The sequence below is a fragment of the Halorhodospira sp. 9621 genome (assembly GCF_022228055.1).
In the GTDB taxonomy this organism is placed as follows: domain Bacteria; phylum Pseudomonadota; class Gammaproteobacteria; order Nitrococcales; family Halorhodospiraceae; genus Halorhodospira; species Halorhodospira halophila_A.
Genome location: NZ_JAJNRD010000003.1, coordinates 120817 through 146420, shown reverse-complemented (window position 1 = coordinate 146420; position 25604 = coordinate 120817). Strand labels below are relative to the sequence as shown.

Sequence of the window (25604 nt, the reverse complement as noted above, 5' to 3'; positions counted from 1 at the left end):
TGCCACCCTCAGCTCCGCCCGAAGCGCCACCCCACCGCGCCCTCCCAGGCGTCCCGGGCGAAATACCCGAGCAGCGCCAGCACGATCACCGCCCCGCCAAGCATCGACGGCACCGGCGGCACCTCGGCGAAGACCAGCCACACCCAGACCGGCCCCAGGGCCGCCTCGAGCAGCAGCACCAGGCTGACCTCCGGCGAGGGCAGGTAGCGGGTGGACTGGGCGATGAGCACCAGGGCCAGGGGCATCTGCACCAGACCCATGACGCCGAGCACCGCGTAGCTCTCCCAGCCCAGGGCCAACGGCGCCGCCCAGGGGGCGGCACACAGGGCGGCGACGACGCCGCCGGTGGCCACCACCGGCAGGCGGTTGATCTCCGGACGGGCACGCAGCAGCGTGAGGTTGGCGCCCATATTGGCGGCGGCCAGCAGGGCCGCCAGGTCGCCCAGCCGCCCGCCGGGTTCCGCCGGAGCGCTGAAGATCACGGCCATGCCGACGATCACCGCGGCGATGGTCCACCAGGTCCGGCTCTGGATCGGCTCACGCAGGAAGAGCCAGGTGAACACCGCCGAGAAGAGCGGTGCGGTCGCGAAGAGCACCAGCACGTTGGCGGCGTGGGTGTTGAGCACCGCGAAGACAAAGAGGATCGAGTTCAGCCCGAAGAACAGCCCGGAGGCTGCCGCGGCCCAGCCACCCCGGCGCCAGATGCGCAGGGTGTAACGACCCTGGGTGGCGAAGAGCAGCGCGCTGACCGCCACCGCCATCAGCAGCCCCCGCCAGAAGACCACATCCCAGCCCCCGGCCCCGGCCAGGCGCACCAGCACCGCATCGAAGCTCAGCGCCGTCACTCCGGCGGCGGCGATCATCAGGCCCTTGGCACGGTCCTGGGCGCCGAAGGGCGCAGCGCTCCGCGGCATACTGACTGAACTCCCTGTTGGATGACCCCGCCGGCCCGGCGGGAGGCTTGGCGTCGCGACGAAGGCCGGGAGGATAACCCCTCCCGGCCCTCGTTTCAGTAGGTCTCGAAGCGAATCCCGGCGTAGATGGTGCGCTCCGGGGCGGGTTCGAAGTAGCCCCCATCCTCGAGCCGATTATCGAACTCGTTGGCCTGGTTGATGCGCACGTTGGCGTCGTAGGTCTCGTCGAAGAGGTTGTTGACCCCGAAGAAGGGCTGCGCCTCGTAGGCGTCGGTGACGAAGGTGCGGCTGGCGTGCAGGCCGACCTCGGCGTAGCCGGAACTGCGCTGGGTGTTGCGGTCGTCGGCCCAGATGCCCTCGCTAGCCCGCAGGTCACCGGCCACACGCCAGCCGTTGGGGGCCTGCCAGGCGGCCTCCAGGTAGCCGTGGGCGCGGGGCACGCCCGGGATGCGGTTGCCCGCCACCGACTTCGCCTCTTCATCGATCTCACCCGGGGCATCATCGTCCCCGATAGCCGGCGTCTCGTAATCCCGGAAGGTGAACTGCCCGTAGGCCAGAGCGGCGGTCAGCTCCAGGCGATCCGTCGGGAACGCCTCCAAACCCAGCTCCACGCCCCGCCGGCGGGTCTCGCCGGCGTTCTCATAGCGCTCCGGACCGTCGGTCTCCCCCTGCGGGACCAGTTCGTCCTCGGTCACCACTTGAAAGAGGCTGAGCTCGTAGCGCAGCCGCCGATCCAGGGCCCGCCCCTTGACCCCGACCTCCAGGGAGCGCGCCTGCTGCGGCTCGATCGCGTCGTTGATGCCCCCTTCGTCGCGGTCCCAGAGCTCCCAGAGGGTCGGCGTCTCGAAGGCGGAGCTGGCGTTGGCGTAGAGGCTGTGATCCTCCGCCACGGCGTAGCGCACCCCGGCCAGGTAGCTCGGCTCGGTGTAGGTCTGACTTTCGGTTCCCCCATGCGTCGCCTTGCGATCGTCGATGCTCATCCGGGTCCAGTCCAGACGACCGCCGCCGACCAGCCGCCAGCGCGGCGCCACCTCCCACTCCGCCTGCAGGTAACCGGCCACCACCTGGGCCTGCTCAATCTGATCGTTGGTGCGCTCTCCTTCGTCGCCCTCGTCGTTGACGTAACGCTGCCGGTCGTCGTACTGCCACTCGGCGTCGGTACCCACGGAGACCTGCACCGGCCGCCCGGCGGCCTCGGTGCGGCGCACGTGGCGGCCGCCGACGCCGCCGAAGTAGCGCTCGAAGGTGACAATCCCGCCCGGGCTCAACTGATCATTCCCGAGGTCATCACCACCGTCAAAAGGGTTCCGCCGGTAGAAGTCCCGGCGCTGCAGGAAGGCCCGGCCCTCCCAGAGTTCGGTGGCCGACGGCTCCGCGGTGAGGATCACCGCCCCGCTCTGCTGCTCCACCTCCTCGCCGGCGTCGTACTGGAGCGCGCTGCCCGCCGCCTGCCGCCGATCCTCCCGTACATCGCGGCGACTGAGCCCCCCCGGGTCCTGGGCCTCCGGGGCATCGAGGAGGTTGGCGATGAAACGCAGCCGCTCCCCCCCGGCCAGGTCGCGGTCGAGCTTGATGTTCAGCCGCCGCTGCGCTGAGCCCGAGTGGTCGCGGTAGCCATCCATCTCCTGATTGGAGGCGGTCACCGCCGTCCGCCATGTCTCCTCGGCGCGCCCGCCCCAGACCCGCTGGGCCCGCTCGCCGTGGCTGCCGAAGAGCACCTCGCCGCCCAGGAAGTCACCGCTGTCCGGGGGCTCCAGCGTGGTGAAGCGAAAGACGCCCCCGGCGGCGTTGCCGTAGAGGGCGGAGGCCGGCCCGCGGATGACCTCCAGGCGCTCCACGAAGGCCGGGTCCAGCGCATCGAGCTGGCTCTGGCCGTCGGCCACCGTGTACGGCACATCGTCCACGAAGGCGCGGACGCCGCGCAGCCCGAAGGGCGAGCGGGCGCCGAAACCCCGCACCGACAGGCGCAGATCCTGGGCGGCGTTGTAGCGGTTCTGGGTGTGCACCCCGGGTACGCGGTCGAGCCCCTGGTCCAGGGAGAGGCGGCGGCGATCGGCGTAGGCCTCCCGGCCGACTACGGAGACCGCCGCCGGATAGGCGTCGGGATCCACATCGAGCCCGGGCACGGTGGCGACCACCGGCGGCAGCGCGGCCTCCTCACCCGCCGCCGGGCCGGGCACACCGGCAGCTAGCGACAACCCTACCCCGAGTGCCCCGAGAAAGGCGCCTGGCCTGCATGCTACATTCGACCCTGACCCGCGCCGCGCACCAGGACCACCGATGATTCGCCGGCTGACCATGACCACGCCCGTCCCGCTGCCCATGCTTGTCACCCCGTTGCTGCTCTTCGCTCTCGCCAACCCCGGCCACGCCGCCGAGACCGCGCCGGCGGAGCTGGAACCGGTCCCGCTCGGCACCCGCACGCTGCCCGAGGGTGTGCGTGAGGTAATCAGCGACGGACAGGATCGCACGGCGCTAGCGGTCACCGTCTACCTGCGGGGGCCGGCGGTGTTCCGCGAGACCCGCGAGATCGGGCTCCCCGACGAGCCGGCGCGGCTCGTCCTCACCGACGTCCCGGAACACATCGATGCCGGCACGGTCAGCCTTGATTCCGAGCACCTCCCCAGGGTCGGTGCGGTTGCCTTCACGCCGGGCGACCTCGATGAGGAGGGGCTGCTGCGCCACCACTTGGGCAGCGAGATCCGCTACCGCGCGGGCGCCGACCGCACCTGGGAACGTGGCTATCTGCTCGCCTTCGACGCCGACGAGGTGATTGTCGCCACCGACGAGGCGGTCTACCCGCTGCCACGCGGCAGCGAGACCCGCTTCGCCTTCCCGGAGCGACCGCCCCGGCTGCACGGGCGACCCACCCTCGAGCTGGCCATCGACAGCGAGCGCGGCGGCACCCACCCCGCTAACCTGGCCTACCGCAGCGAGGGCCTGACCTGGCATCCCGACTACCAGCTGCGCGTCATCGAAGACGCCGAGCCGCGCCTGGAGGGCTACGCCCGCGTGGAGAACGAAACCGGTATCGACCTGCAACAGGCCCGCTTGAGCCTGATCGGCGCCAGCCTCGGTGACGCCCCTGTCCGCACCCTGGCCCGGGCCGAGTCGGTCACGGCCGATCGACTCGACGGCCTGCCCCGGTTCCAGACCGCCGAACCCCACGATCTGCTCGCCGGGCGCAGCCACCGCATCCAGCTCTTCAGCCAGACGCCCGACGCCTTCGACCGCTATCACCGGCTGCGCAGCAACGCCGGTGCTGAGCCAGACCGCCCGCAGCACTCGCCGGCCCGGCGCGTAGCCAGCTGGCAGGCCGGCACCGATCTGCCCCCTGGCCGCGTAACGCTGCTCACCGGCCCGCCCGGGGCCGCCGAGCCGGTGGGCGAGGGGCGCATCCCGGGGACCGCCGCCGGGGACGAAATCGAGGTGGAGCTGGGCCCCGCCTTCACCGTCACCGGCGAGCGCACCCTGCGCGAGCGCCGGGCACTGGAGACGACCGAAGGCTTCGAGGCCGCCTGGCGCATCCGCCTGCGCAACCGCGGCGAGGCCGCCACTCGGATCGAGCTCGTGGAACGTTTCCCCGGCGACTGGGAGCTGCTCGAGACCAGCCAAGAGCCGGAGCGCGCTGAAGGCCGTTGGGCGCTGTGGGACCTGGCGCTGGAGGCCGATGACGAGACAACCCTCGAATACCGGGTGCGCGTGGAGCGAGAGGAATGAGCGAAGACCCCATCTGCCTCGAGGGCCTGAACTACAGGGATCTGCATAGCCGGACCGGCCTGCTGGAACTCGATCGGCGCTTCCTGGCGCACCTCCGCGCCGTGGCTCCGGAACGGGCGGCGCAGCTCGAGGCGCACCGCGACCCGGACCGCCCGAACCTCAGTGACCGCGACCTGGGGGAATGGCTCATCGCCACGGCACCCTGCCTCGAGGCGTTCCTGGCCGAGGCCTTCGGCATCAAGGCCTCCCTGCAGACCGTCCGTGACGCCCTGACCCGGGACGGCGAGGTGCTCGCCTTCCGGCGGGACTGGGTCCAGAAGCGGGCCCGCCGACGCAAGCCCCCCCCCCAGGTGTCATTCGCCGAGCTCGACAGGTGGCTGGATCAGGCCTTGGACGCCCGGGGCATTGACCGCCGGGACCGCGAACTGGCCGTAGCCCGGCTGGCCGCACAGTACACCGCCGAAAGCGACGCAGAAGCCGAACGTGAGCGTCTGCTGGACTGGTGTGCCGCGGCCCTGCACACCCCGCCGGGCCAGGCCGCCGTCGCCGACTGGGCGGCGTTCCGGCTGCCGCAGCGGGTGGACCACACCAACCTGGTGGCGCTGGAGGCCGAGGCCACCGAGGCGCAGGGCCAGCCCGTCCGCTTCCACGCCCCCCGCGCGCGCTGGCGCAGCCGGGACGGCTTCGAGCTCACTGACGGCCGCGCCCCGCAGCGCCAAGTCAGCGCCGAGGCCCACTACTGCATCTACTGCCACGACCACGAGGGCGACTTCTGCTCACGGGGCTTCCCCGAGAGGAAGGGCGACCCGGAGCTTGGGTACAAGGCGGATCCGCTCGGGGTACAGCTCACCGGCTGCCCGCTGGAGGAGCGCATCTCGGAGATGAACCGCCTCTACCGCGACGGCCACCCGCTGGCCGCGCTCGCCGTGGCGATGGTGGATAACCCCATGATTCCGGCCACCGGCCACCGGATCTGCAACGACTGCATGAAGGCCTGTATCTACCAGAAGCAGGACCCGGTGGACGTCCCGCAGATCGAGACCCGCACCCTCACCGACGTGCTCGGGCTGCCCTGGGGCGTCGAACTTTACCACCTCCTCGCGCGCTGGAACCCGCTGCGCGCCCGTCAGTACCTGCCCGCCGAGGAGAACGGCCGCCGGGTGCTGATCGCCGGGCAAGGGCCCGCGGGCTTCACCATGGCCCACCACCTGACCATGGCCGGGTGCACCGTGGTGGCCGTCGACGGCCTGAAAATCGAACCGCTGCCCCAGGCGTGGCTGGACGGACCGATCCGCGACTGGGGCGACGTCTGGGAACCGCTGCAGACGCGCACCCTCTACGGCTTTGGGGGCGTCGCCGAGTACGGCATCACCAACCGCTGGGACAAGAACTTCCTTAAGCTCATCTACCTCACCCTGGCCCGGCGCGAGCGCTATGCCGTCCACGGCGGCGTCCGGCTGGGCGGCACCCTCACCCTAGAGGATGCCTGGGCGCTCGGCTTCGACCACGTCTGCATCGCCACCGGGGCCGGCTACCCCCGGGTGCTGGAGGTCGGCAACAGCCTGGCCCGGGGCATGCGCCAGGCCAACGACTTCCTCATGGCCCTGCAGCTGACTGGGGCCGGCAAGAGTGAGAGCATTGCCAACCTACAGGTGCGCATGCCGGCGGTGGTCATTGGCGGCGGGCTGACCGCCGTCGATACTGCCACCGAGGTACAGGCCCACTACATCGCTCAGGTGGAGAAGGTCCTCGCCCACTACGAGGCCCTGGAGGCTGAAGGCGCCGGGTTCGGGGCCGGGCTCGGCGTCGAGGACCAGGCCATCCTCGAGGAGTTCCTGGCCCATGGGCGCGCCGTGCGTGCTGAGCGCGAGCGCGCCCATGCGGCCGGCGAGGCGCCGCGATTCGCGCCGCTGCTCCAGGCCTGGGGCGGCGTCACCATCGCCTACCGCAAGGGCCTCACCGCCTCGCCGGCCTACGTGCGCAACCATGAGGAGCTCACCAAGGCCCTGGAGGAGGGCATCCTCTACGCCGAGGGGCTCGAGCCCCTGCACGTGCGCCTGGACGAGCACGACCACGTCCACTCGGTGGTCTTCCGGCGCATGCGCCACGACGGCGGCCGCTGGTACGCCACCGGGCGCGAGACGGAGCTCGCGGCCCGCTCGATCTTCGTCGCCGCCGGGACCGTGCCCAATACCATCTACGCCCACGAGCACCCGGGCAGCCTTCAGCTGCAGGGCATCCACTACCGGCCCTACGGCTACCGGCGCAGGGGCCTGCAGCCCATCGCCGCCGGCGAGCACTGCAAGGCACCGGAGATCGGCCCGTTCACGTCTTACCAGTCGGCCGGGCGCACGGTCTCGTTCATCGGCGACACCCACCCGGTATTCGCCGGCAGCGTGGTGCAGGCCATCGCCTCGGCGCGACGCAGCTACCCGCAAGTGCTCGCCGCCCTCGGCGGGCTTCCCATGCAGCCCGGTCGCAAGGCTCGCGCCTTTCTCGACAACCTGGCCGCGCGGCTGACCCCGCGGGTGGTCTCCGTGGAGCAGCCGAGCCCGGCCGTGGCCGAGATCTGGGTCCGGGCACCGCTGGCCGCAGCCCGTTTTCGGCCCGGGCAGTTCTTCCGCCTGCAGACGCTGGAGACGCACAGTCCGGTGGTCGACGGCACCCGCCTGCAGGTACCACTGATGACCGTCTCGGGCACCGGTATCGACGGCGACTGCATCCGCCTGATGCTGTTGCAGTGGGGGGCCGCCCCGCGCATCGCCGCCCGCCTGCAGCCCGGCGACCCGTTGGTGCTGATGGGCCCCACCGGCGCGCCCACGGAGATCCCCGAAGACCGCACGGTGATGGTGGTGGCCGGCCGCTGGGGCGCGGCGGTGATGCACGATATCGGCTCGGCGCTGCGCGCGGCGGGCAACCGGGTGCTCTACATCGCCGCCTTCGGCAGCGCCGAGGAGATCGATCACCCCGATGAGCTGGAGGCCGGCGCCGACCAGATCGTCTGGGCTACCGCCCGCGAGCCCGCCTTCGAGCCGCGCCGCCCTCAGGACAGCGCAGTGATCAGCGCCGACATGGTCGACCTGGTCCGCCGCTACGGCGACGGCGAGATCGCCCCCGATGCCCCGGGGCTACCGCTGGCCGAGGTCGACCGGATCCTGGTCGTCGGCGGCACCGGGCTCCTGTTCGGCTTCCAGCAGGCACTGGCGGACGGCCTGTCGGCATACTTCCCGGACCACCTCGAGGCCGTGGGCACGGTGGGCAGTCCCATGCAGTGCATGCTCAAGGGCGTCTGCGCCCAGTGCCTGCAGTGGCAGGTGGACCCGGAGACCGGCGAGCGGACCCGGGCCGTCTTCTCCTGCGCCGAACAGGATCAGCCACTGGGCTGGATCGACCTGGGTAACCTGGCTGCACGGCAACAGCAGAACCGACTCCTCGACCGACTCACCGCCGCCTGGGTGGAGCGGCTGCTGCAGCGACGCGCACCGGACTGATATGCAATACTTCGGATATCAGACCCGAGAGTCGATACCCAAGGAGGAATCGCAATGGACGTAAGCAGGAACATGGGCACCGTGGATCGCGCCATCCGTGCCGTGGTGGGCATCTGCCTGATCGCTCTGGCGTTCATCGGGCCACAGACCGCCTGGGGATGGATCGGCCTGGTCCCGCTGGCGACCGCCATCGTCGGGGTCTGCCCGGCCTACATCCCGCTGGGCCTGAAGACCTGCGCCAAGTAGCACCGAGGCCTAGCTAACGCCGAGCCGGCGAACCGCCTCACGTACGGCGGTTTCGCCGGAGACGGCATCCAGCGTGCGCCGCGACGTCACCCCGGCGTCGAGCAGGGCCGCCAGCAGCGCGGCCACATCATCCCGCGGAATCTCGCCGTAGGGCAGCCCCTCGCCGAGGGTCACCCGCCCGCGGGCGCGTTCATTGAGCAGACGCCCGGGACGCAGGATGGTCCAGTCCATGGCCGTCGCGCGCAGGCGGTCATCGGCCTCACGCTTGGCCGCCAGGTACGGCCGCAGCCGCTCCGGGGCCTGCTCGGGGCACTCCGTGCGCATCGCCGAAACCATCACGAAACGCCGCACCCCGGCCGCCTCGGCCAGCTCGATGATCCGCAACGCGCCTTGACGGTCCACCGCCTCGGTCTTGTCGGCACCGGTATGCGGGCCAGAACCGGCCGTGAAGACCACAGCGTCCGCGCCGCGGACTGCCTGGCTACAGTCACGCTCGAGGTCAGCCACCACGGTCTCGGTGGCCCCCGCGGCCGCCAGGGCCGGCTGCTGGTCCGGATCCCGGACCATGGCCCGCACCTCGTGCCGGCTCGGCGCCAGCCGCTCCACCAGTCGCCGCCCCACCTGCCCGTGGGCCCCGATGATCAACACCCGCATCCTCTGCCCTCCGCTCGCGTCGCTGGCCTGCCTGGGCCTAGCCTACGCCGTCGGCGACGCCGCCGAAACGGGCACCGCGCAGGCGGTTCAGCGCAGCCATGACCTCGATCGTCCGCGGGCGGGCCAGGTCCCCGTCCGGGCGGGGCAGCAGCTGATCCCAGTGGCGGTTCAGCAGATCGGCCAGCCACGCCGGCGGGTCCTCGACCCGGCCGCTGTCCGAGAGTCGCTCGAGCAGCAGGCCGATGGCCCGCACCTGGGCGGGATCGGCGATCTGCTCCACGGCGCGCAGGTCGACGGCCTCCCGGCCGAGCAGCAGGGTATCGCGCCCGCGGCCCTGCACCTTGCGCTTACCGGGCTTGGTCTCGGTACGCACTGTACCCCCCTCCACGGCGCGGGTCGTCGGCCAGGCCAGCGGCGAGCGCACCTCGGCGTGGCGCCCGGTGGCGTACTCGGCGGCTACCCGCCGCGCCTCGGCGGTGACATCGGCCGGACGGTACTCCTGCATCTGGATGACCGTATCGGCGCTGTCCAGATAGTCTCCAGAGCCGCCCATCACCAATAACGTGGACACCGCATGGCGATCGCGCAGCTCGGCGATGCGATCGACCAGCGGCGTGATCGGTTCGGCATCCCGGGCCACCAGGGCCTGCATGCGCCGATCGCGGATCATAAAGTTGGTCGCCGAGGTGTCCTCGTCCACCAGCAGGGTGCGCGACCCCGCCTCGAGGGCCTCCTGCAGGGCGGCCGCCTGGCTGGTGGAGCCGGAGGCCAGGTCCGTGGAGAAGGCGGTGGTGGACTTGCCAAAGGGCAACTCGCCGATGTATGGCGACAGGTTCACGGCGTGGACGGCGCGCCCGTCCTCGGCGCGGATCTTCGCCGCGTCCTCGACGCTGACGACGCCGTCGCGACCATCCCCGGGGACGTGGTCATAGACCCCGAGCTCCAAGGCATTGAGCAGGGTCGACTTGCCGTGAAAGCCGCCGCCGACGATAAGCGTGATCCCCGCCGGGACGCCCATACCGGCGATCGGACCGGCATTGGGGGCGTGCAGCGTCAGGCGCAGCGAATCGGGGCTGTGGAAGGGGATGGCATCGCTCAGGGGCCGGTCGTCCACGCCGGAGCGCCGCGGCAGGACCGCCCCTTCAGCGACGAAGGCCACCAGGCCGCGCTCGTCGAGCTGCGCACGCAGCGCCTGCTGGTCCTCCACCGCGGCGCAGTGGCGCTCCAGCGAAGCGCCGTCGAGTTGCTGCGCCTCGGCAGCAGCGGCGACGATCCGCGGCAGTTTCCGGCAAAGGATCTCGGCCGCCTGGCGACCGAGGATGGTCCGCCCGCGCGCCGGCAGGGCGACGGTGAAACGCAGCTCGACACCGGCGTCGGTGAACAGCACGGCACTGCGATCAAGCACCGTCTGAGCGCCTGAATCGATGCGGACCGCCTGCTCGCTGGCGGCGGCACGCTCGAAGGCCCGGGCGATGTAGTCACGCGCCGCGCGGCGCCGGGGCTCGCCGATCAAGGCCGCTTCGGGCAGCCCCGCCCGCTCCCACGGCACCACAGCCCGCAGCCGCGAAGGCGCGGCAAACGGGTCGGCCTGGACCTTGTCCACACACAGGGTGAAGCCGGGGAAAGCGTGGCGGCCCTGGATGTCCTTGTACGCCTTGTAGCCCCGGCCGTCGATGCGCTGGAGGGTATTCTGCAGCTGTTCCATGCCGCCTCACGGTAGCCGAGCCGGGCCGCGCCGGCCAAGAGGGGCCGGCTCAACCGCGAACGTCGCCACGGTCCTCGCCGGCGGCGAGGGCACCGAGCCGCTGCAGCGCCCACTCCGTGGCCGCCACATCGGCCTGGGCGCAGTTCAGCCGCAGGCAGCGTCCGTACCGCCCGGTGGGCGAGAACACCGGCCCCGGGGCCACGCTGACCCCCTCGGCCAGCGCCCGGCGCTGCAGCTCCAGGCTGTCGCAGCCGGCCGGCAGTTCGACCCAGACCACGAAACCGCCCCGTGGCCGGGTCACTCGGGTCCCCTCGGGGAAGTGGCGGCGTACCAGACCGGCGATCCAACGCACGTGCCGCTCGTAGTTGCGCCGGGCCCGGCGCAGGAAGCGGTCGTAGCCGCCCTGCTCCAGGTAGTCGGCCACGGCCAGCGTACTCAGGGTGCAGGTGGCTTGACTGGTTGCGTACTTGAGGTAGACGAGACGATCCCGGTAGCGCCCCGGCGCCACCCAGCCGACGCGCAGCCCGGCACCGAGGATCTTCGAGAACGAACTGCAGTAGAGCACTTCGCCCTGGCCATCGAAGGCCTTCGCCGCCCACGGGCGGGTGCCGTCGAAGGCCAGCTCACCGTAGACGTCGTCCTCGATCAGGGGCACGTTGTGGGCGTTAAGCAGTGTCACCAGTTCCTGCTTGCGCGCCTCCGGGGTCACGTGGCCCAGCGGATTGCCGAAAGTGGGCATGAGCACGCAGGCACGGATCGACCAACGCGACAGGGCCCGCTCAAGGGCCTCGGGGATCATCCCCGAGTGGGGGTCGGTGGCGACCTCCAGGGCCTGCATCCCCTGGGACTCGATGGCCTGGAGGATGCCGTAGAAGGTGGGTGACTCGATGGCCACCACGTCGCCGGGCTCGGCCACGGCACGCAGGCTGAGGGTGATTGCCTCCTGGCAGCCGGCGGTCAGCACGATGTCGTCCGGCGAAAGGCTGCAGCCGGCGTAGGCCATGCGCCGGGCGATCTGGGTGCGCAGCTCAGCACAGCCCGGCGGGAAGTCGTAGGCATTGACGCGCTCGCGCTGTCGGCGGCGCACCCGGGCAAAGCTGCGGTCCATGGCCGCCGCCGGCAGGAAAGCGGCGGGCGCCGCGGCAGCACCCAGCGAGACCACGTCCGGCTCGTGGTGGGCGCGGACCAGATCGAGCACACGCTCCTGGCCGAGCACCAGACTGGGCGCGTCCACTTCGCCCACCTGCTCGCTCGGCGCCGCGGCGGCGGTGGTGCGTTCGCGGACGTAGAACCCGGAGCGTGGCCGCGCCTCGAGGATCTCGCGCTGCTCAAGCAGTTCACAGGCGGCGACGATGGTCGCCATGCTCACCCCGAAGTGCCGGCGCAGCCGTCGCAGTCCGGGCAGCCGGTCGCCAGGGGCATAGACGCCCTGTTCGATCTGCCCGGCGAGGGTCTCGGCCACTCGTTCGTAGAGCGGTGTGGTCATCACGGTCCAGTCTAACGCAACTGTACCGGTTCATAATGTCCAAAACTGATTCTGTATCGCCCGATGGATCGCGACGATCATAGTCATCGATCCCGAGAAGCAACGCAGGAATGCAATAATGTCCCAGGCCCTAAACGCCGAAGCAGGCTGGCAGTACGAGCAGTATACCCCCGGTTTTGCCGACTACTGGGATGACCTGGTGGGGTGGGAGACGCGTCTGGCCCGCGAAGGCGCCTTCTACAACCGCCTGGTGGGCGCCCACGGCGCCAAGAAGGTCATCGACCTGGCCACCGGCACGGGGGTCAACGCCGTCTCGCTGGCTCAGGCCGGCTTCGAGGTGACCGCCGTCGACGGCTCCGAGAACATGCTGATCAAGGCCCGCGAGAACGCCAGCAAGTACGGCGTGGAGTTCAGCGACACCCGGGCCGTCGACTGGCTGGAGCTCGACAAGGTCATGGGCACCGAGCAGTACGACGCTGCGGTGTGCCTGGGCAACTCCTTCACCCACCTGTTCGATCACGAGGACCGCCGCACCGCGCTGCTGGCGATGTACCGCGTGCTGCGTCCGGGCGGGATGCTGATCATCGATCAGCGCAACTACGACGACATGCTCGACAACGGCTACAGCTCCAAGCACGCCTACTGCTACACCGGCGAGGGTGTGGACGTGGGCCCGGCCGAGCTGCACCGGACGATGGCGCGTTTCCAGTACGTCTTTGCCGACGGCTCCACCTTCCAGCTGAAGATGTACCCGCTGCGGCAGGACTACATGACCCACCTGCTCGAGGACGCCGGGTTCATCAACGTGGAGCGCTACGGCGACCTGCAGAAGCCGTACTACCGCAACGATGTGGACTTCATCCAGCAGGTGGCCTACCGCCCGCTGGAGTCCTGAGACACCTCCGGCGCCCTCGGGCGCCCGGATGCACGGACGCGGCCCCGCCACAGGGGCCGCGTTTTTTTGTGCCCACTCGCCGGACCTGCTCCCACCCGATAACCGTACCGCGGCTGCCTTGAAGCCACGCACCGGTGCATCTAGCTTCAGATGTTGAAAGCTGACCCACGCGTGGACAGCGCAGGAGGTCGATGATGAACCGGCGGCAAAAGAGAGCGGAAGAAGCGCGGCGCAGGATCCTGGAGTCGGGCGATCAGGAGCTGATCAACCGGCTACACCTGCTGGAGGCGAGCCAGGCCCGGGCGGGACGTGGCGGACGTGGACCGGGACTGCTGGGAACGGCGGCGGCCGTCGGCGGCGGTGCCTATCTGGGCACCCTGCTCGCCGGGATGACCCTTAACGCCGAGATGCAGCGGGCCTTTGCCGCCGTTGCCGAGGACATGGGCTTTAGCCCGGGGGATCTCGGCCTCAGCCCCGCCGCGATGGAGGGCGACGTGGGCGATGTCGGCGGCGACGACGGTGGCCTGTTCGACGGCTTCGGCGGGTTCTTCGACATCTGACCCACCCCCCGGCGGGCGGCTGCCCGCCGGGGTGGCGCCGGCAGCGGGCTCAGACCCGCCAGAGGTCCATGAACTCGTGGACCGGCATCTGCTCCAGCCGCTGCTGCTCGCCGAGCGCAGCCTCAATCGCGCCAGCTTGCCGCGGCGCGAAGCGGGACGATACGGCGTTGCGGAACTTCTCCTCAAGCACCGGGATGCCCTCGTCGCGACGACGGCGGTGGCCGATGGGGTATTCCACGGCGATGCGCTCGGTCTTCGAGCCGTCCTTGAAGACGACCTGCACGGCGTTGCCGATGGATCGCTTGTCGGGGTCCATGTAATCCCGCGAGAAGCCCTCGTTTTCGGTGACCTCCATGCGCTCGCGCAGGGCATCGATCCGCGGATCCGCGGCCACGGCGTCCTCGTAGTCGGCGGCGGTGAGGCGGCCGAAGATCAGCGGGACCGCAACCATGTACTGCAGGCAGTGGTCGCGGTCGGCGGGGTTGTTCAGCGGCCCAGTCTTGTCGATGATCCGCACCCCCGCCTCCTGGGTCTCGATGATGACCCGGTCAACCTCATCGAGCCGCGGCGCCACCTCCGCGTGGAGCTTCAGGGCTGCCTCGACGGCCGTCTGGGCGTGGAACTCCGCCGGGAAGGAGATCTTGAACAGCACGTGCTCCATGACGTAACTGGCGTAGGCCTGGGAGCGACGGATCGGCTCGCCACGGAAGAGCACGTCCTGGAAGCCCCACCCCTGGGCGGAGAGGGCGGAGGGGTAGCCCATCTCGCCGGTGAGGCTCATCAGCGCCAGGCGCACGCCGCGCGCCGAGGCGTCACCGGCGGCCCAGCTCTTGCGCGATCCGGTGTTCGGCGCGTGGCGATAGGTGCGCAGCGCCCCGCCGTCGATCCAGGCGTTGGAGACGGCGTTGATGACATCCTCGCGGCTGCCGCCGAGCAGCCGGGTGGCCACGGCCGTGGTGGCCAGCCGTACCAGCAGGACGTGGTCGAGGCCGACGCGGTTGAAGCTGTTCTCCAGCGCCAGCACACCCTGGATCTCGTGGGCCTTGATGGCGGCGGTGAGCACCTCGCGCATGGTCAGCGGCGTCTCGCTCCGGGCGAGCCGCCGGCGGCTCTCGTAGTCGGCCGCGGCGAGGATGCCGCCGAGGTTGTCCGAGGGGTGGCCCCACTCGGCAGCCAGCCAGGTGTCGTTGAAGTCCAGCCAACGGATCAGGGCGCCGATGTTGAACGCGCCCTGCACCGGATCGAGGCGATAGGCGGTGCCCGGCACCACCACCCCGTCGCGCATCTCGGCGCCTGGGACGATGGGCCCGAGCAGCTTGGTGCAGGCCGGGTAGTCGAGCGCCATCATGGCGCAGGCGAGGCTGTCCATCAGGCAGTGCCGGGCGGTCTGATACGCCTCGGCGGAGTCGATGTCGGTGGCGCTGACGTAGTCGGCGATGGCCACCAGCTCGGCATCGGGATCGGGGCGCTGGGCGCTGCGGATGTCTCCGGACATGGGCAAGCTTCCTCAAGAACCAGTTGCAGTTGATCGTGCCACGGTCGCCGCCGACTCCGCGCCCCCCGCGGCAACGGGGCGGAGGCGGCGTTCCCGGGCTGAACGGCGTGTCAGCGCTGATCGATCGGCGGCACCGCACGCAGATTGTGGCCGGTGTAATCGGCGCTCGGACGAATGATGCGGTTCTTCGCCCGCTGCTCCATCACGTGGGCCGCCCACCCGCTATGCCGGGACATCACGAAGATCGGCGTGAACAGCTTGGTGGGAATCCCCATGAAGCGGTAGGCCGAGGCGTGGTAGAAGTCGGCATTCGCGAACAGCCCCTTCTCGTCCCACATCAACTGCTCCACGGCCTCGGAGACCGGGAACAGGGTCTCGTCACCGACCTCCGCGGCGAGCTCGCGGGACCACTCCTTGATCACGGCGTTGCGCGGGTCGACCTCGGTGTAGACCGCATGGCCGAAGCCCATGACTTTCTCCTTGCGCTCGAGCATTCCGGCCAGCTCGCGTCGCGCCTCCTCCGGGCTAGACCACTGCTCGAGCATCTCCATGGCAGCCTCGTTGGCGCCACCGTGGAGCGGGCCGCGCAGGGTCCCGATTGCCCCCGTGATGGCCGAGTGCATGTCCGACAGCGTCGAGGCGCAGACCCGGGCAGCGAAGGTGGAGGCGTTGAACTCGTGCTCCGCATAGAGGATCAGCGAGACGTGCATGACGTTCTTGTGCAGCGCGTTGGGCCGCTCACCGCGGAGCAGGTAGAGGAAGTGGGCGCCGATGGAGTCCTCGTCGCTGTCGGTATCGATGCGCACACCTTCGTGGCTGTATCGGTACCAGTAGGTGATGATCGACGGGAAGACCGCCAGCAGACGGTCCGCCACCTCGGCCTGCTGCGAGAAATCGGTCTCGGTCTCCAGGGTGCCGAGCATGGAACAGCCAGTGCGCATCACATCCATGGGGTGGGCATCCCGCGGGATCTGCTCAAGGACCGCCTTGACCGCCGGCGGCAGCTCGCGCATGCCGGAGAGGCGGCGCTTGTACGCCTCGAGCTGGGCGCGGTCGGGGAGTTCGCCGTAGAGCAGCAGGTAGGCCACCTCCTCGAACTCGCACTGTGCCGCCAGGTCACGGACGTCGTAGCCGCGGTAGGTCAGGCCCGTCCCCTCCTGGCCGACCGTGCACAGCGCCGTCTCCCCGGCGGATTGGCCACGCAGCCCGGCACCGGTCTTCTTTCCCGTCATCGCTTCTCTCCTCCTGTTCGTACGTCGCGCCCGAAGAGCTCATCGAGCTTGCGCTCATAGTCGTGGTAGCCGAGCACCTCGTAGAGCTCTTCGCGCGTCTGCATGCGATCGAGCATGCCCTCCTGGGTTCCCTCGGCACGAATGGCGCCGTAGACCTCCTCGGCGGCCCGGCTCATGGCCCGGAAGGCCGAAAGCGGATAGAGGACGAGCCCCGCCCCCGCCTCGCGCAGCTGCGCCACCGTGAAGTACGGCGTCTTGCCGAACTCGGTGATGTTGGCCAGCACCGGCACCGAGAGCCGGTCGGTGAAGGTGCGGATGTCCTCAAGGCTGTGCATGGCCTCGGCGAAGACCATGTCGGCACCAGCCTCCACGTACGCCTCGGCGCGCTCCAGGGCGGCCTCCAGACCCTCCGAGGCGCGGGCGTCGGTGCGCGCCATGACCACCAGCTCCGGATCGGGCCGCGCGTCCACCGCCGCTCGGACCCGATCGACCATCTCGGCGGTGGAGACCAGCTCCTTGCCCGGGCGGTGACCGCAGCGCTTGGCCTGGACCTGGTCCTCGATGTGCACCGCGGCCGCCCCGGCGCGCGTCAGCTCGCGGATAGTCCGCGCGACGCTGAAGGCACCGCCAAAGCCGGTGTCGATATCCACCAGCACCGGCGCGCGGGTCACGTCGGTGATGCGCCGGACGTCCTCGACCACATCGGCCAACTGGGTGATCCCCAGATCCGGCAGGCCGTACGAGGCATTGGCCACCCCGGCGCCGGAGACGTACAGCGCCTGGAACCCGGCCCGCTCGGCGAGCAGCGCCGAATAGGCGTTGATGGCGCCGACCACCTGCAGCGGTTGTTCCTGCGTAACGGCGTCGCGGAAGCGGCGTCCCGCGGATGACTGATCGGTCATGTTTTCGTTCGCTCCGTGTCGTGATCGGGTGGGCGGGCCGGACGGGTCAGGCGACGGCGTCGCCGCCCACGCGGACCAGGGTGCGGCCGGTCACCTGCCGGGCGAGCATCGCCTCGGCGGCATCGCGCAGCCCGTCGAGTTCCACCTCGCGGGTAACGAAGCCTTCCGGGTCCTGCGGACGCAGGTCTTCGCCGAGCCGCCGCCAGCTCTCCAGGCGCAGGGGGCGCGGGCAGTTGGCGGAACTGACGCCGAGCATGCTCACGCCGCGCAGGATCCACGGCATGACGGTGGTCTCGAGCTTCACGCCCCCGGCCAGACCGATGGAGGCGACGTTGCCGTACTCCTCGACCTGGGGCAGCAGCCCGGCGAGCAGGGGACCGCCAACGTTGTCGACCACGCCGGCGAAGCGGGCGCGATCCAGCGGCCGCTCGCTGAGCCCGATCGCCTCCGGGCTCACCACCTCGGCGGCGCCCAGCGCGTGGAGATATGACGCCGCATCCTTCTTGCCGGAAACCGCTACCACGCGGTAACCGGCGTTGCTGAACAGATCCACGGCGATGCTGCCCACGCCCCCCGAAGCCCCGGTGACGAGCACATCGCCCAGCGCCGGGGTCTGCCCGGCCGCCTCCATGCGAATCAGGGCCAGCGCCGCCGTGAATCCGGCGGTACCGAGTGCCATCGCCTGGCGGGGCGTCAGCCCTCCGGGCAGCGGCACGACCCAGTCGGCAGGGATCCGCACGTACTCGGCGAAGCCGCCGTCGTGGACCTCACCCAGACCGCAGCCGGTGATCAGCACCTGCGCCCCGACTTTCACATCGTCGCTGTCGCTCTCAACCACGACGCCGGCGGCATCGATCCCCGGGGTGATGGGGAAACGGCGCAGGATCTTGCCCTGGCCGGTCAGGGCCAGCGCATCCTTGTAGTTGACGGAGGAGTACGCCACCCGGACCAGCACATCGCCAGCGGGCAGATCGGCGGCACCGAGGGTCACGACCCCGCCCTGATCCTCCCTGCCGGATTCCGGGACCCGCCACGCCGTGAATTCCTGCATTTTTTATCACCTCTGACGGCCAGTTCAGCGAGTTTACAACAGCGCTTCACCGCCTCCCAAATCATATAACAACCAATATGTTAGGAGCTCTCATGGCGTTTTCTGCGTGTTCTCCGCGCGCTTCGTACGGGAGCAGCATTATGTTCAACAATGATCCGGCTCACGCTGCATTGCGCGCGCCCCGGGCCAAGGGCAGGTTGGACCCCACGCAAAGCTTGGTGCACCATGAGCTGCGGTCAAAAACCGACCCCGCAGCGAGGACTCACAGGCTCGACCCATGGCGCCGCGCTCCTATATCCCCCTGGCCGCGCTGGCCCTGATTGCCGGGGCAATCGCCACCGTGCTGATCATCGGCGAACAGCGCGGCGCGGACACCGACGCCAGCAACCGGGGCGAACCGGGCGACCCGGCCGAACGCCGCGGTGCACTAGTCGATGAGATCATCTTCACCGAGGAGTCCGACCCGGGCCGGCTCACCGCGCTCATCGAGCACGGCTCGCACCACCTATTCACTCAGGGTATCGACAGCGCCACCATCTTCCGCCAAGCGCAGGACTCGGAGCAGGTCGACCACTTCCTTTCCCACGGCACGGCCATCGAGCTGACCCTCAACCCGGCCGCCTTCGAGGACGAGCAGCGACTCAATCCATTCCGCGAGCCGCGCATCCGCGAGGCGCTGAATCGCCTGATCGACCGGCGCCACGTGGCCGAGGAACTCTTCGGCGGTCTTGCGGTGCCCCGCTATCTGCCGATCAACACGGCCTTCCCCGACTACGCCCGGCTGGCGGAGACCGCACGCTCGCTGGAACTCAAGTACCGCCATGACCCGGAGCGCGCCGAGGCGACCATCGCGGAAACCATGGAGGCGCGCGGCGCCGAGCGCCGGGAGGGCCGCTGGTATTACGCCGACGAGCCGGTGACCCTCACCGTGCTCATCCGCACCGAGGACAACCGTGAGCGGGTCGGGGACTACATCGCCAACCTGATGGAGGATCTCGGCTTCACCGTCGAGCGCCTCTACCGCACGGCCGAGGAGGCCTCCCGCATCTGGATGACCGGCGACCCGGCCGCCGGACGCTGGCACATCTACACCGGCGCCTGGGTCTCGACCGTGATCAACCGCGACATCGGCGACAACTTCAACTACTACTACACCCCCCGAGGCCGCCCCGACCCGCTATGGCAGGCGTATGAGCCCACCGAGGCGTTCAGCGAGGCCGCCGAGCGCCTGGAGCGCCGCGACTACACCAGCGTCGGGGAACGCCAGGAACTCATGGAGGAGGGCCTGACCCTGGCGATGGAAAACTCGGCGCGCATCTGGCTGGCGGATCAGCTCAGTGTCTGGCCCCACGCCGCCGATCTTGAGGTGGCCGGCGACCTGGCCGGCGGGCTCTCCGGGTCGCAGCTGTGGCCCTTTACCCTGCGTTTCAGCGATCGCGTGGGCGGTCGCGTGGTGGCAGCCACGCCGAGCATGCTCACCGAACCGTGGAACCACGTCGCCGGCAGCAACTGGATCTTCGACCGCATGATCCTGCGCGGGTTGACCGACTCGGCGGTGCTGCCCGACCCCTTCACCGGCCTCTACTGGCCGCAGCGACTCGACTCGGCGGAGGTCACGGTCACTGAGGACGCGCCGGTCAACCGCACCCTGGACTGGGTCTCGCTGGAAACCGCTGAGACCATCGAGATCCCCGGTGACGCCTGGATCGACTGGGACCCGGAGGAGCAGCGCATCCTGACCGTGGACGATCGCCACGAGGATGGACTGACCGCCCGCTCGCGGGTAGTCCTCCACTACGAGGACGACTACCTCGAGCGCCGCTGGCACGACGGCTCGCAGGTCTCCGTGGCCGACGTGGTGCTGCCTTGGATCCTGAGCTTCGCCCGAGCCGACGAGGACAGCCCGCTGTTCGATCCCTCCCACCTGCCGGAGTTCGAGGTCTATCAACGCAACTTCCGCGGCTGGCGGATTACCGATACCGACCCCCTGACCGTCGAGGTCTACAGCGACCAGGTCTACCCGGACGCCGAGAACCTGGTCGCCGCCCGCATCCCGGCCGCTCAGCCCTGGCACGTGGTCAACCTGGGCATCCAGGCCGAGCGCCGCGGCGAGCTCGCCTTCTCCTCGAGCAAGGCCGACCGCATGGATGTGGAGTGGCTCAACCTGGTCTCGGGGCCGAGCCTGGAGGTTCTCCGCGGCTACCTGCGCGCTGCCGCTGAGGCCGAGCAGGTGCCCTTCGAGCAGGCCCTTGGCGAATGGCTGCGTGAGGGCGAGGCCGCCGAGCGCTACCGCGCCCTCGACACCTGGCAGCAGGAACGCGGCCACTTCTGGGTGGATGATGGGCCGTTCTACCTGCACTCGGTCCGCCCGGTGGAGGGCAGCATCGTGCTGCGTCGCTACCCGGATCACCCGGATCCGGCCGACAAGTGGCTGCGCTTCACCGACCCGCGCATCCCGGAGCTGGAAATCGACGGACCGCTGCTGGTCGAGCACGGCGAGGATCTCGAGCTGACGGTCCGCATCACCTACGCCGGCGAACCCTACCCGGACGAGGAGATCGAGACCGCCCGCTTTCTCCTCTTCGACCGGGACGACCGGCTGGCGCTGAAAGGCGAGAGCGAGCCGGACGGCGACGGACAGTGGCGCATCCGCGTCCCCGCCGAGGCGCTGGAGACGCTGGGCACCGGAGCCAACAGCATGGAACTGGCCGTCACCTCACGAAGCGTGGCCCTGCCGGCATTCGCCACCCACGCCTTCGCCACCCTACCGGCCGGCGGCCCCGAAGCAGACAGCCAGGAGGAGGAGTAGCCGTGGCCAGCGCCGCCCCCGTCAGCCGCACCGCCTCCTTGCTCCGCGACCTCCGTCATCTTGGGGTTTTCACCGCCAAGCGGCTCATCGCCCTGCTGCTGACCGTGCTGATCGGTGTCTACCTGACCATCCTCATCGCCAACATGGGCGGGCAGGTGGATGAGCTGCGCATGGCCCAGATCCAGGGCGAAGTGGCCGAACAGGTCCGGGGAGACCCGGCCTTCCAGGACCTCGACTCGGAGGAGCGCGAGGAACTGATGCAGCGCCAGATCGACCTAGAGGTCGAGCGCCTGCGCCTGGACGAGCCGTTCATCGTGCGCAGCTTCGACTACCTGCGCGCGGCCATGACCCTCGACCTGGGGCGGGCGGAGCAGATGCACAGCGATGCCGGTTCCCGGCAGGTCTACAACATCATTGCCGAGCGCCTGCCGGCGACGCTGCTGCTCTTCGGCACCGCCAACCTGCTGGTGTTTTTCGTCTCGGTCTTCGCCGCGCTGTCGCTGTCACGACGCTACGGCAGCCGGCTGGACCAGACCGTGATCGGCCTGGCACCCACCTCGGCGGCGCCGGCGTGGTTCTACGGCATCTTCCTGATCCTGCTGCTTGCGTTCATCTTCCCGCTGCTGCCGTCCGGCGGCATGGTGGCGGTGCCGCCGCCGGAGGATCCGTGGGCCTATGCAGCCAGCGTGATCCGCCACATGGCGCTACCGGTGGCGGCGATGTTCATCGCCCAGATCTTCATATCGATCTACTCGTGGCGGACGTTCTTCCTCATCCACTCCAGCGAGGATTATGTGGAGATGGCCCGTGCCAAGGGTTTGCCCGACGCCCTGGTGGAGCAGCGCTACATCCTCCGGCCGACACTTTCGCCGATCATCACCAGCTTCCTGCTGATGCTCATCGGCCTATGGAGCGGTGCGATCATTCTCGAACAGGTCTTCAACTGGCCGGGCCTGGGCACGCTACTCTTCGAGGCCATCGGGCACCGTGACACGCCGGTCATCATCGGCTCGGTGGTCATCTTTGCCTACCTGCTGGCCGTGACCGTGTTCCTGCTGGACTTCCTCTACGCCATCCTGGACCCGCGGGTCCGCATCGACGGGGGGCAGGGATGATCCGCTGGCGCGATGGGCTCACCCAGGTACGACGCTACCCGTCCGCCGTGGCCGGGCTGCTGATCATCGCCATGCTGATCGCCACGGCCATCTATGCCGTGACCGCCATCCCCTACTCCGAGGCGCAGAAGCTCTGGCGCGGCGGCGACGCCTGGCAGGACCTGCCGGTCAACGCCAGCCCGGCGTGGACCGACCGGCTTCTCGGCGGGGATGCCCCGCGCACCATCACCGTCTCCAGCGAGGATGCGCCCACCGAGCGCCAGGATCTGGGCGCAGCACGGCTCGAGACAACCACCCTGGAGGTCGACTTCCCCTACGACGGCTTCCCCTCGGAGATCAATCTCTTCCTCGAGGCGGAGTTCGAGCAGGGCCAGCCCTTCACGCGGGTGCACTGGCGCACCCCGGACGGCGAGGAGATCCCCATCGACGCCCGCCGGGTGGGGGAGCGGGAGCGCTTCTCCATCTCCCAGGACCGGCAACTGGAGAGTCGGCTGGGCCGCGCGCCCCAGGTCGGCCTGTTCACCGACGCCGAGCCCGGAACCCCGGACCCGACAGTGCGCACCGGCACCTACGAGCTGGTTATCGAGACGGTGCACTTCGAAGAGTCCGCCCGGCTGCACGCCGAGCTGGTCGTCTACGGGCAGGTCCACGGCGCCTTCGGCACCGACCACCAGCGCCGCGACCTGGCCGTAGCCCTGCTCTGGGGCACGCCGGTCGCCCTCGCCTTCGGACTGCTCGCCGCCGTGGGCACCACAGTGACCACCCTGATCATCGCCGCCACCGGGGTCTGGTACGGGGGCTGGGTGGACGCCACCATCCAGCGGCTCACCGAGGTGAACATCATCCTGCCGCTGCTGCCGATCCTGGTGATGATCGGCACCCTCTATTCGACCAGCATCTGGCTGATGCTCGGCGTCGTCGTGGTGCTGGGCATATTCAGCGCCGGGATCAAGATGTACCGCTCGATGCTGCTGCCCATCCGTGAAGCGCCCTATATCGAGGCGGCGCGCGCCTATGGGGCCGGGGGCGGCCGGATCATCCTGCGCTACATGGTGCCGCGGATCCTGCCAGTGCTCATCCCCACCTTCGTCACCCTGATCCCCACCTACGTCTTCCTGGAGGCGTCGTTGGCGGTTCTCGGCCTGGGTGACCCGGTGCTGCCGACGTGGGGCAAGGTCCTGCACGATGCCCAGGCCCAGAGTGCGCTCTACCACGGCTTTTACTACTGGGTGCTGTCGCCGGCGGCGCTGCTGATGCTCACCGGACTCGGCTTTGCCATGCTCGGCTTCGCCCTAGACCGGATCTTCAACCCGCGGCTGAGGAACCTCTGATGGCCGGTGCCCCGCTGCTCGAGATCGAGAACCTGCGCCTGGGCTACGCCACCGCGCGCGGCACCCTGTGGGCGGTGGACGGCGTGAACTTGGAGGTGCGCCGCAACGAGGCCCTGGCCGTGCTCGGCGAGTCCGGCTGCGGCAAGAGCTCGCTGGCGCGTACCCTGCTGCGCACGCTGCCGCGCAACGCCCATGCCCCCAGCGGCCAGATGCGCCTGGACGGACGCGACGTGCTCGGCCTTCCGGAGGAGCGCTTCCGCCGCGAAGTGCGTTGGGTGCGCATCGCCCTGGTCATGCAGGCGGCCATGAACGCCCTCAACCCGGTGGTGCGCGTCGGGGAACAGGTGGCTGAACCGCTGCGCGTGCACCACCGGCTGGGCCGGCGGGAGGCACACCGTCGCGCCGGCGCCGCCTTCGAGGAGGTGGGCATCGCCACGGATTTCCTGCGCCGCTACCCCCACGAGCTTTCGGGGGGCATGCGCCAGCGCGCGGTGCTGGCCATGGCGCTGGTGACCGAACCGGACCTGGTCGTCCTCGACGAGCCCACCTCGGCGCTGGACGTGCTCACCCAGGCATCCATCATGAACGTGCTCAAGCGCATCAAGGCCCAACGCGGGGTCAGCTTCGTGCTGATCACCCACGATATCGCCACCTCCAGCGAACTGGCCGACCGGGTGGCGCTGATGTACGCCGGGCAGGTGGTGGAGACCGCCAGCGCCGAGGCGTTCTTCGGCCATCCCGCCCACCCCTACTCGCGGCTGCTGATGGACTCGGTGCCCCGGCTGCACCAGGAGCAGCCGCCACGCGCCATACCGGGCCGCCCCCCGAGCCTGCTCGAGCCGCCGACCGGCTGCCGCTTCGCCGAACGCTGCCCGAAGGCCTATGAGCGCTGCAGCGAGCCACCACCCGAGGTTGCCTACGATACCCGGCACCGAGTCCGCTGCTGGCTTCACCACCGCTCGGGAGGGGGACCATGAGCTTGCACTCACCCATCGCGGCGCGCACCACCGGCAGCACCGATGAGGCACTGCTGTGCGTTGACGGCCTGCACACCCACTTCGAACTGCGTCAGTGGGGGTTCCTGCGGACCGGCACGGTGCGCGCCGTCGACGGCGTAGCCTTCAGCCTGGACGCCGGTGAGGCCATTGCGGTGGTCGGCGAGAGCGGCTGCGGCAAGAGCTCTCTGGCGCGCACCCTGCTCGGGCTGCACCGGCCCACCGCCGGCTCGGTGCGTTTCGCCGGTACCGAGGTGGGTGAGCTCAACGGCGCGGCCCTCAAGACATACCGCGCGCAGGTCGGCTACGTCCAGCAGGACCCCTACGGGGCCCTGCCACCGTTCATGGAGGTGCAGCGGATCCTGGCCGAGCCGCTGATTATCCACGGCGTCCGCCCGCGCGCCGAGCGCTGGCGGCGCATCGAGGCAGCCCTCGAAGAGGTTGGCCTCAGCCCCGCGGCCGAGGTGGCCGGCAAGTTTCCCCACCAACTCAGCGGCGGTCAGCAGCAGCGCGTGGTCATCGCCCGGGCACTGCTGCTGCGGCCGGCGATGATCATCGCCGACGAGCCCGTCTCCATGCTCGACGCCTCGGTCCGGGTGGAGATCCTCAACCTGCTCCACCGGGTGCAACAGGAGCACGACTTGGCCCTGCTTTACATCACCCACGACCTCTCGACGGTCCGCCACTATGTGGACCGGGCGATGGTGATGTACGGCGGACGCATCGTCGAGCAGGCCCCTGTGGACGCGCTGTTGCAGCGGCCCCAGCACCCCTACACCGAGGCCCTGCTCAGCGCCCTCGGCGACCCCGATGCCGCCAACGCCGGCCGCCCCCGCCCAGTCCCCGGGGGCGAGGCGCCCAGCCTGATCCAGCCACCCACCGGATGCCGTTACCACCCACGCTGCCCGCACGCCATGGCGGGTCGGTGCGAGCTCGATCCGCCGCCGCCGGACTTCCGGCCCCGCCCGGAGCATCGAGCCGCCTGCTGGCTTCGCGAGTGACC

Annotated in this window: 19 protein-coding genes; 10 read left to right on the top strand and 9 right to left on the bottom strand. The window is 70.0% G+C overall.

The annotated features are described in order from the left end of the window. Positions 1-8 precede the first annotated feature (8 nt). Positions 9-914, bottom strand: a complete 906-nt coding sequence (locus LRF89_RS03035; protein ID WP_201169919.1) for a DMT family transporter — start codon at positions 912-914, stop codon at positions 9-11. 95 nt (positions 915-1009) lie between these two features. Next, the gene (locus LRF89_RS03030) at positions 1010-3112 is read right to left on the bottom strand and encodes a TonB-dependent receptor family protein (RefSeq protein ID WP_238636583.1); all 2103 of its coding nucleotides are present in this window, start codon (positions 3110-3112) and stop codon (positions 1010-1012) included. A gap of 82 nt (positions 3113-3194) precedes the next feature. Between LRF89_RS03030 and LRF89_RS03025 the strand changes: the two genes are divergently transcribed. From LRF89_RS03025 to LRF89_RS03015, 3 genes are read left to right on the top strand one after another with little or no spacing between them, the layout of a single operon-like run. After that, positions 3195-4634: a DUF4139 domain-containing protein gene (locus LRF89_RS03025; RefSeq protein WP_238636582.1), complete on the top strand. Its 1440-nt coding sequence runs from the start codon at positions 3195-3197 to the stop codon at positions 4632-4634. After that, on the top strand, positions 4631-8125 hold the full coding sequence (locus LRF89_RS03020) for an FAD-dependent oxidoreductase (RefSeq protein ID WP_238636581.1): 3495 nt from the start codon (positions 4631-4633) through the stop codon (positions 8123-8125). Before LRF89_RS03025 ends, LRF89_RS03020 begins: the two co-directional genes overlap by 4 nt. Positions 8126-8179: 54 nt before the next feature. Beyond that, positions 8180-8371 (top strand): YgaP family membrane protein, encoded by a 192-nt coding sequence (locus LRF89_RS03015; RefSeq protein ID WP_201169928.1) that lies wholly within the window; start codon positions 8180-8182, stop codon positions 8369-8371. 9 nt (positions 8372-8380) lie between these two features. Here the strand turns inward: LRF89_RS03015 and LRF89_RS03010 are convergent, their stop codons facing one another. The 3 genes from LRF89_RS03010 to LRF89_RS03000 are packed head-to-tail and all read right to left on the bottom strand — an operon-like array spanning position 8381 to position 12216. Continuing rightward, on the bottom strand, positions 8381-9025 hold the full coding sequence (locus tag LRF89_RS03010; protein WP_201169931.1) for an SDR family oxidoreductase: 645 nt from the start codon (positions 9023-9025) through the stop codon (positions 8381-8383). A gap of 37 nt (positions 9026-9062) precedes the next feature. Next, the gene (locus tag LRF89_RS03005; RefSeq protein WP_201169934.1) at positions 9063-10730 is read right to left on the bottom strand and encodes an ABC-ATPase domain-containing protein; all 1668 of its coding nucleotides are present in this window, start codon (positions 10728-10730) and stop codon (positions 9063-9065) included. Positions 10731-10779: 49 nt separating this feature from the next. Beyond that, positions 10780-12216, bottom strand: coding sequence for an aminotransferase-like domain-containing protein (locus tag LRF89_RS03000; protein WP_201169936.1), 1437 nt, complete (start codon positions 12214-12216; stop codon positions 10780-10782). A 118-nt stretch (positions 12217-12334) separates the two neighbouring features. Here LRF89_RS03000 and LRF89_RS02995 point away from each other — a divergent pair, with 118 nt between their 5' ends. Further along, a complete protein-coding gene (locus LRF89_RS02995; protein WP_201169938.1) occupies positions 12335-13111 on the top strand; it encodes a class I SAM-dependent methyltransferase in 777 nt (258 codons plus the stop codon). Between the two features lie 194 nt (positions 13112-13305). Continuing rightward, complete coding sequence (locus LRF89_RS02990) at positions 13306-13671, top strand: hypothetical protein (RefSeq protein ID WP_201169940.1); 366 nt, start codon at positions 13306-13308, stop codon at positions 13669-13671. A 49-nt stretch (positions 13672-13720) separates the two neighbouring features. Here the strand turns inward: LRF89_RS02990 and LRF89_RS02985 are convergent, their stop codons facing one another. The 4 genes from LRF89_RS02985 to LRF89_RS02970 all read right to left on the bottom strand — a co-directional run bounded on the left by LRF89_RS02985 (position 13721) and on the right by LRF89_RS02970 (position 18351). Then, entirely contained in the window at positions 13721-15166 is a 1446-nt protein-coding gene (locus tag LRF89_RS02985) for a bifunctional 2-methylcitrate dehydratase/aconitate hydratase (RefSeq protein WP_238636580.1), read from the bottom strand. A gap of 110 nt (positions 15167-15276) precedes the next feature. Further along, positions 15277-16398 (bottom strand): bifunctional 2-methylcitrate synthase/citrate synthase, encoded by a 1122-nt coding sequence (gene prpC, locus LRF89_RS02980; RefSeq protein ID WP_238636579.1) that lies wholly within the window; start codon positions 16396-16398, stop codon positions 15277-15279. After that, complete coding sequence (prpB, locus tag LRF89_RS02975; protein ID WP_201169946.1) at positions 16395-17300, bottom strand: methylisocitrate lyase; 906 nt, start codon at positions 17298-17300, stop codon at positions 16395-16397. Before prpB ends, prpC begins: the two co-directional genes overlap by 4 nt. Positions 17301-17346: 46 nt before the next feature. Beyond that, a complete protein-coding gene (locus LRF89_RS02970; RefSeq protein WP_201169948.1) occupies positions 17347-18351 on the bottom strand; it encodes a YhdH/YhfP family quinone oxidoreductase in 1005 nt (334 codons plus the stop codon). 277 nt (positions 18352-18628) lie between these two features. On the opposite strand from LRF89_RS02970, the gene LRF89_RS02965 reads away from it, so the two are divergent. From LRF89_RS02965 to LRF89_RS02945, 5 genes are read left to right on the top strand one after another with little or no spacing between them, the layout of a single operon-like run. Then, positions 18629-21160: an ABC transporter substrate-binding protein gene (locus LRF89_RS02965; RefSeq protein ID WP_238636578.1), complete on the top strand. Its 2532-nt coding sequence runs from the start codon at positions 18629-18631 to the stop codon at positions 21158-21160. A 2-nt stretch (positions 21161-21162) separates the two neighbouring features. Then, positions 21163-22275, top strand: coding sequence for an ABC transporter permease subunit (locus tag LRF89_RS02960; protein ID WP_201169953.1), 1113 nt, complete (start codon positions 21163-21165; stop codon positions 22273-22275). After that, complete coding sequence (locus LRF89_RS02955) at positions 22272-23606, top strand: ABC transporter permease (protein ID WP_201242995.1); 1335 nt, start codon at positions 22272-22274, stop codon at positions 23604-23606. The genes LRF89_RS02960 and LRF89_RS02955 overlap by 4 nt, the downstream gene beginning before the upstream one ends. Then, complete coding sequence (locus LRF89_RS02950; protein ID WP_201169959.1) at positions 23606-24583, top strand: ABC transporter ATP-binding protein; 978 nt, start codon at positions 23606-23608, stop codon at positions 24581-24583. Before LRF89_RS02955 ends, LRF89_RS02950 begins: the two co-directional genes overlap by 1 nt. Next, the gene (locus tag LRF89_RS02945) at positions 24580-25602 is read left to right on the top strand and encodes an ABC transporter ATP-binding protein (RefSeq protein ID WP_238634687.1); all 1023 of its coding nucleotides are present in this window, start codon (positions 24580-24582) and stop codon (positions 25600-25602) included. The genes LRF89_RS02950 and LRF89_RS02945 overlap by 4 nt, the downstream gene beginning before the upstream one ends. Positions 25603-25604: the final 2 nt, after the last annotated feature.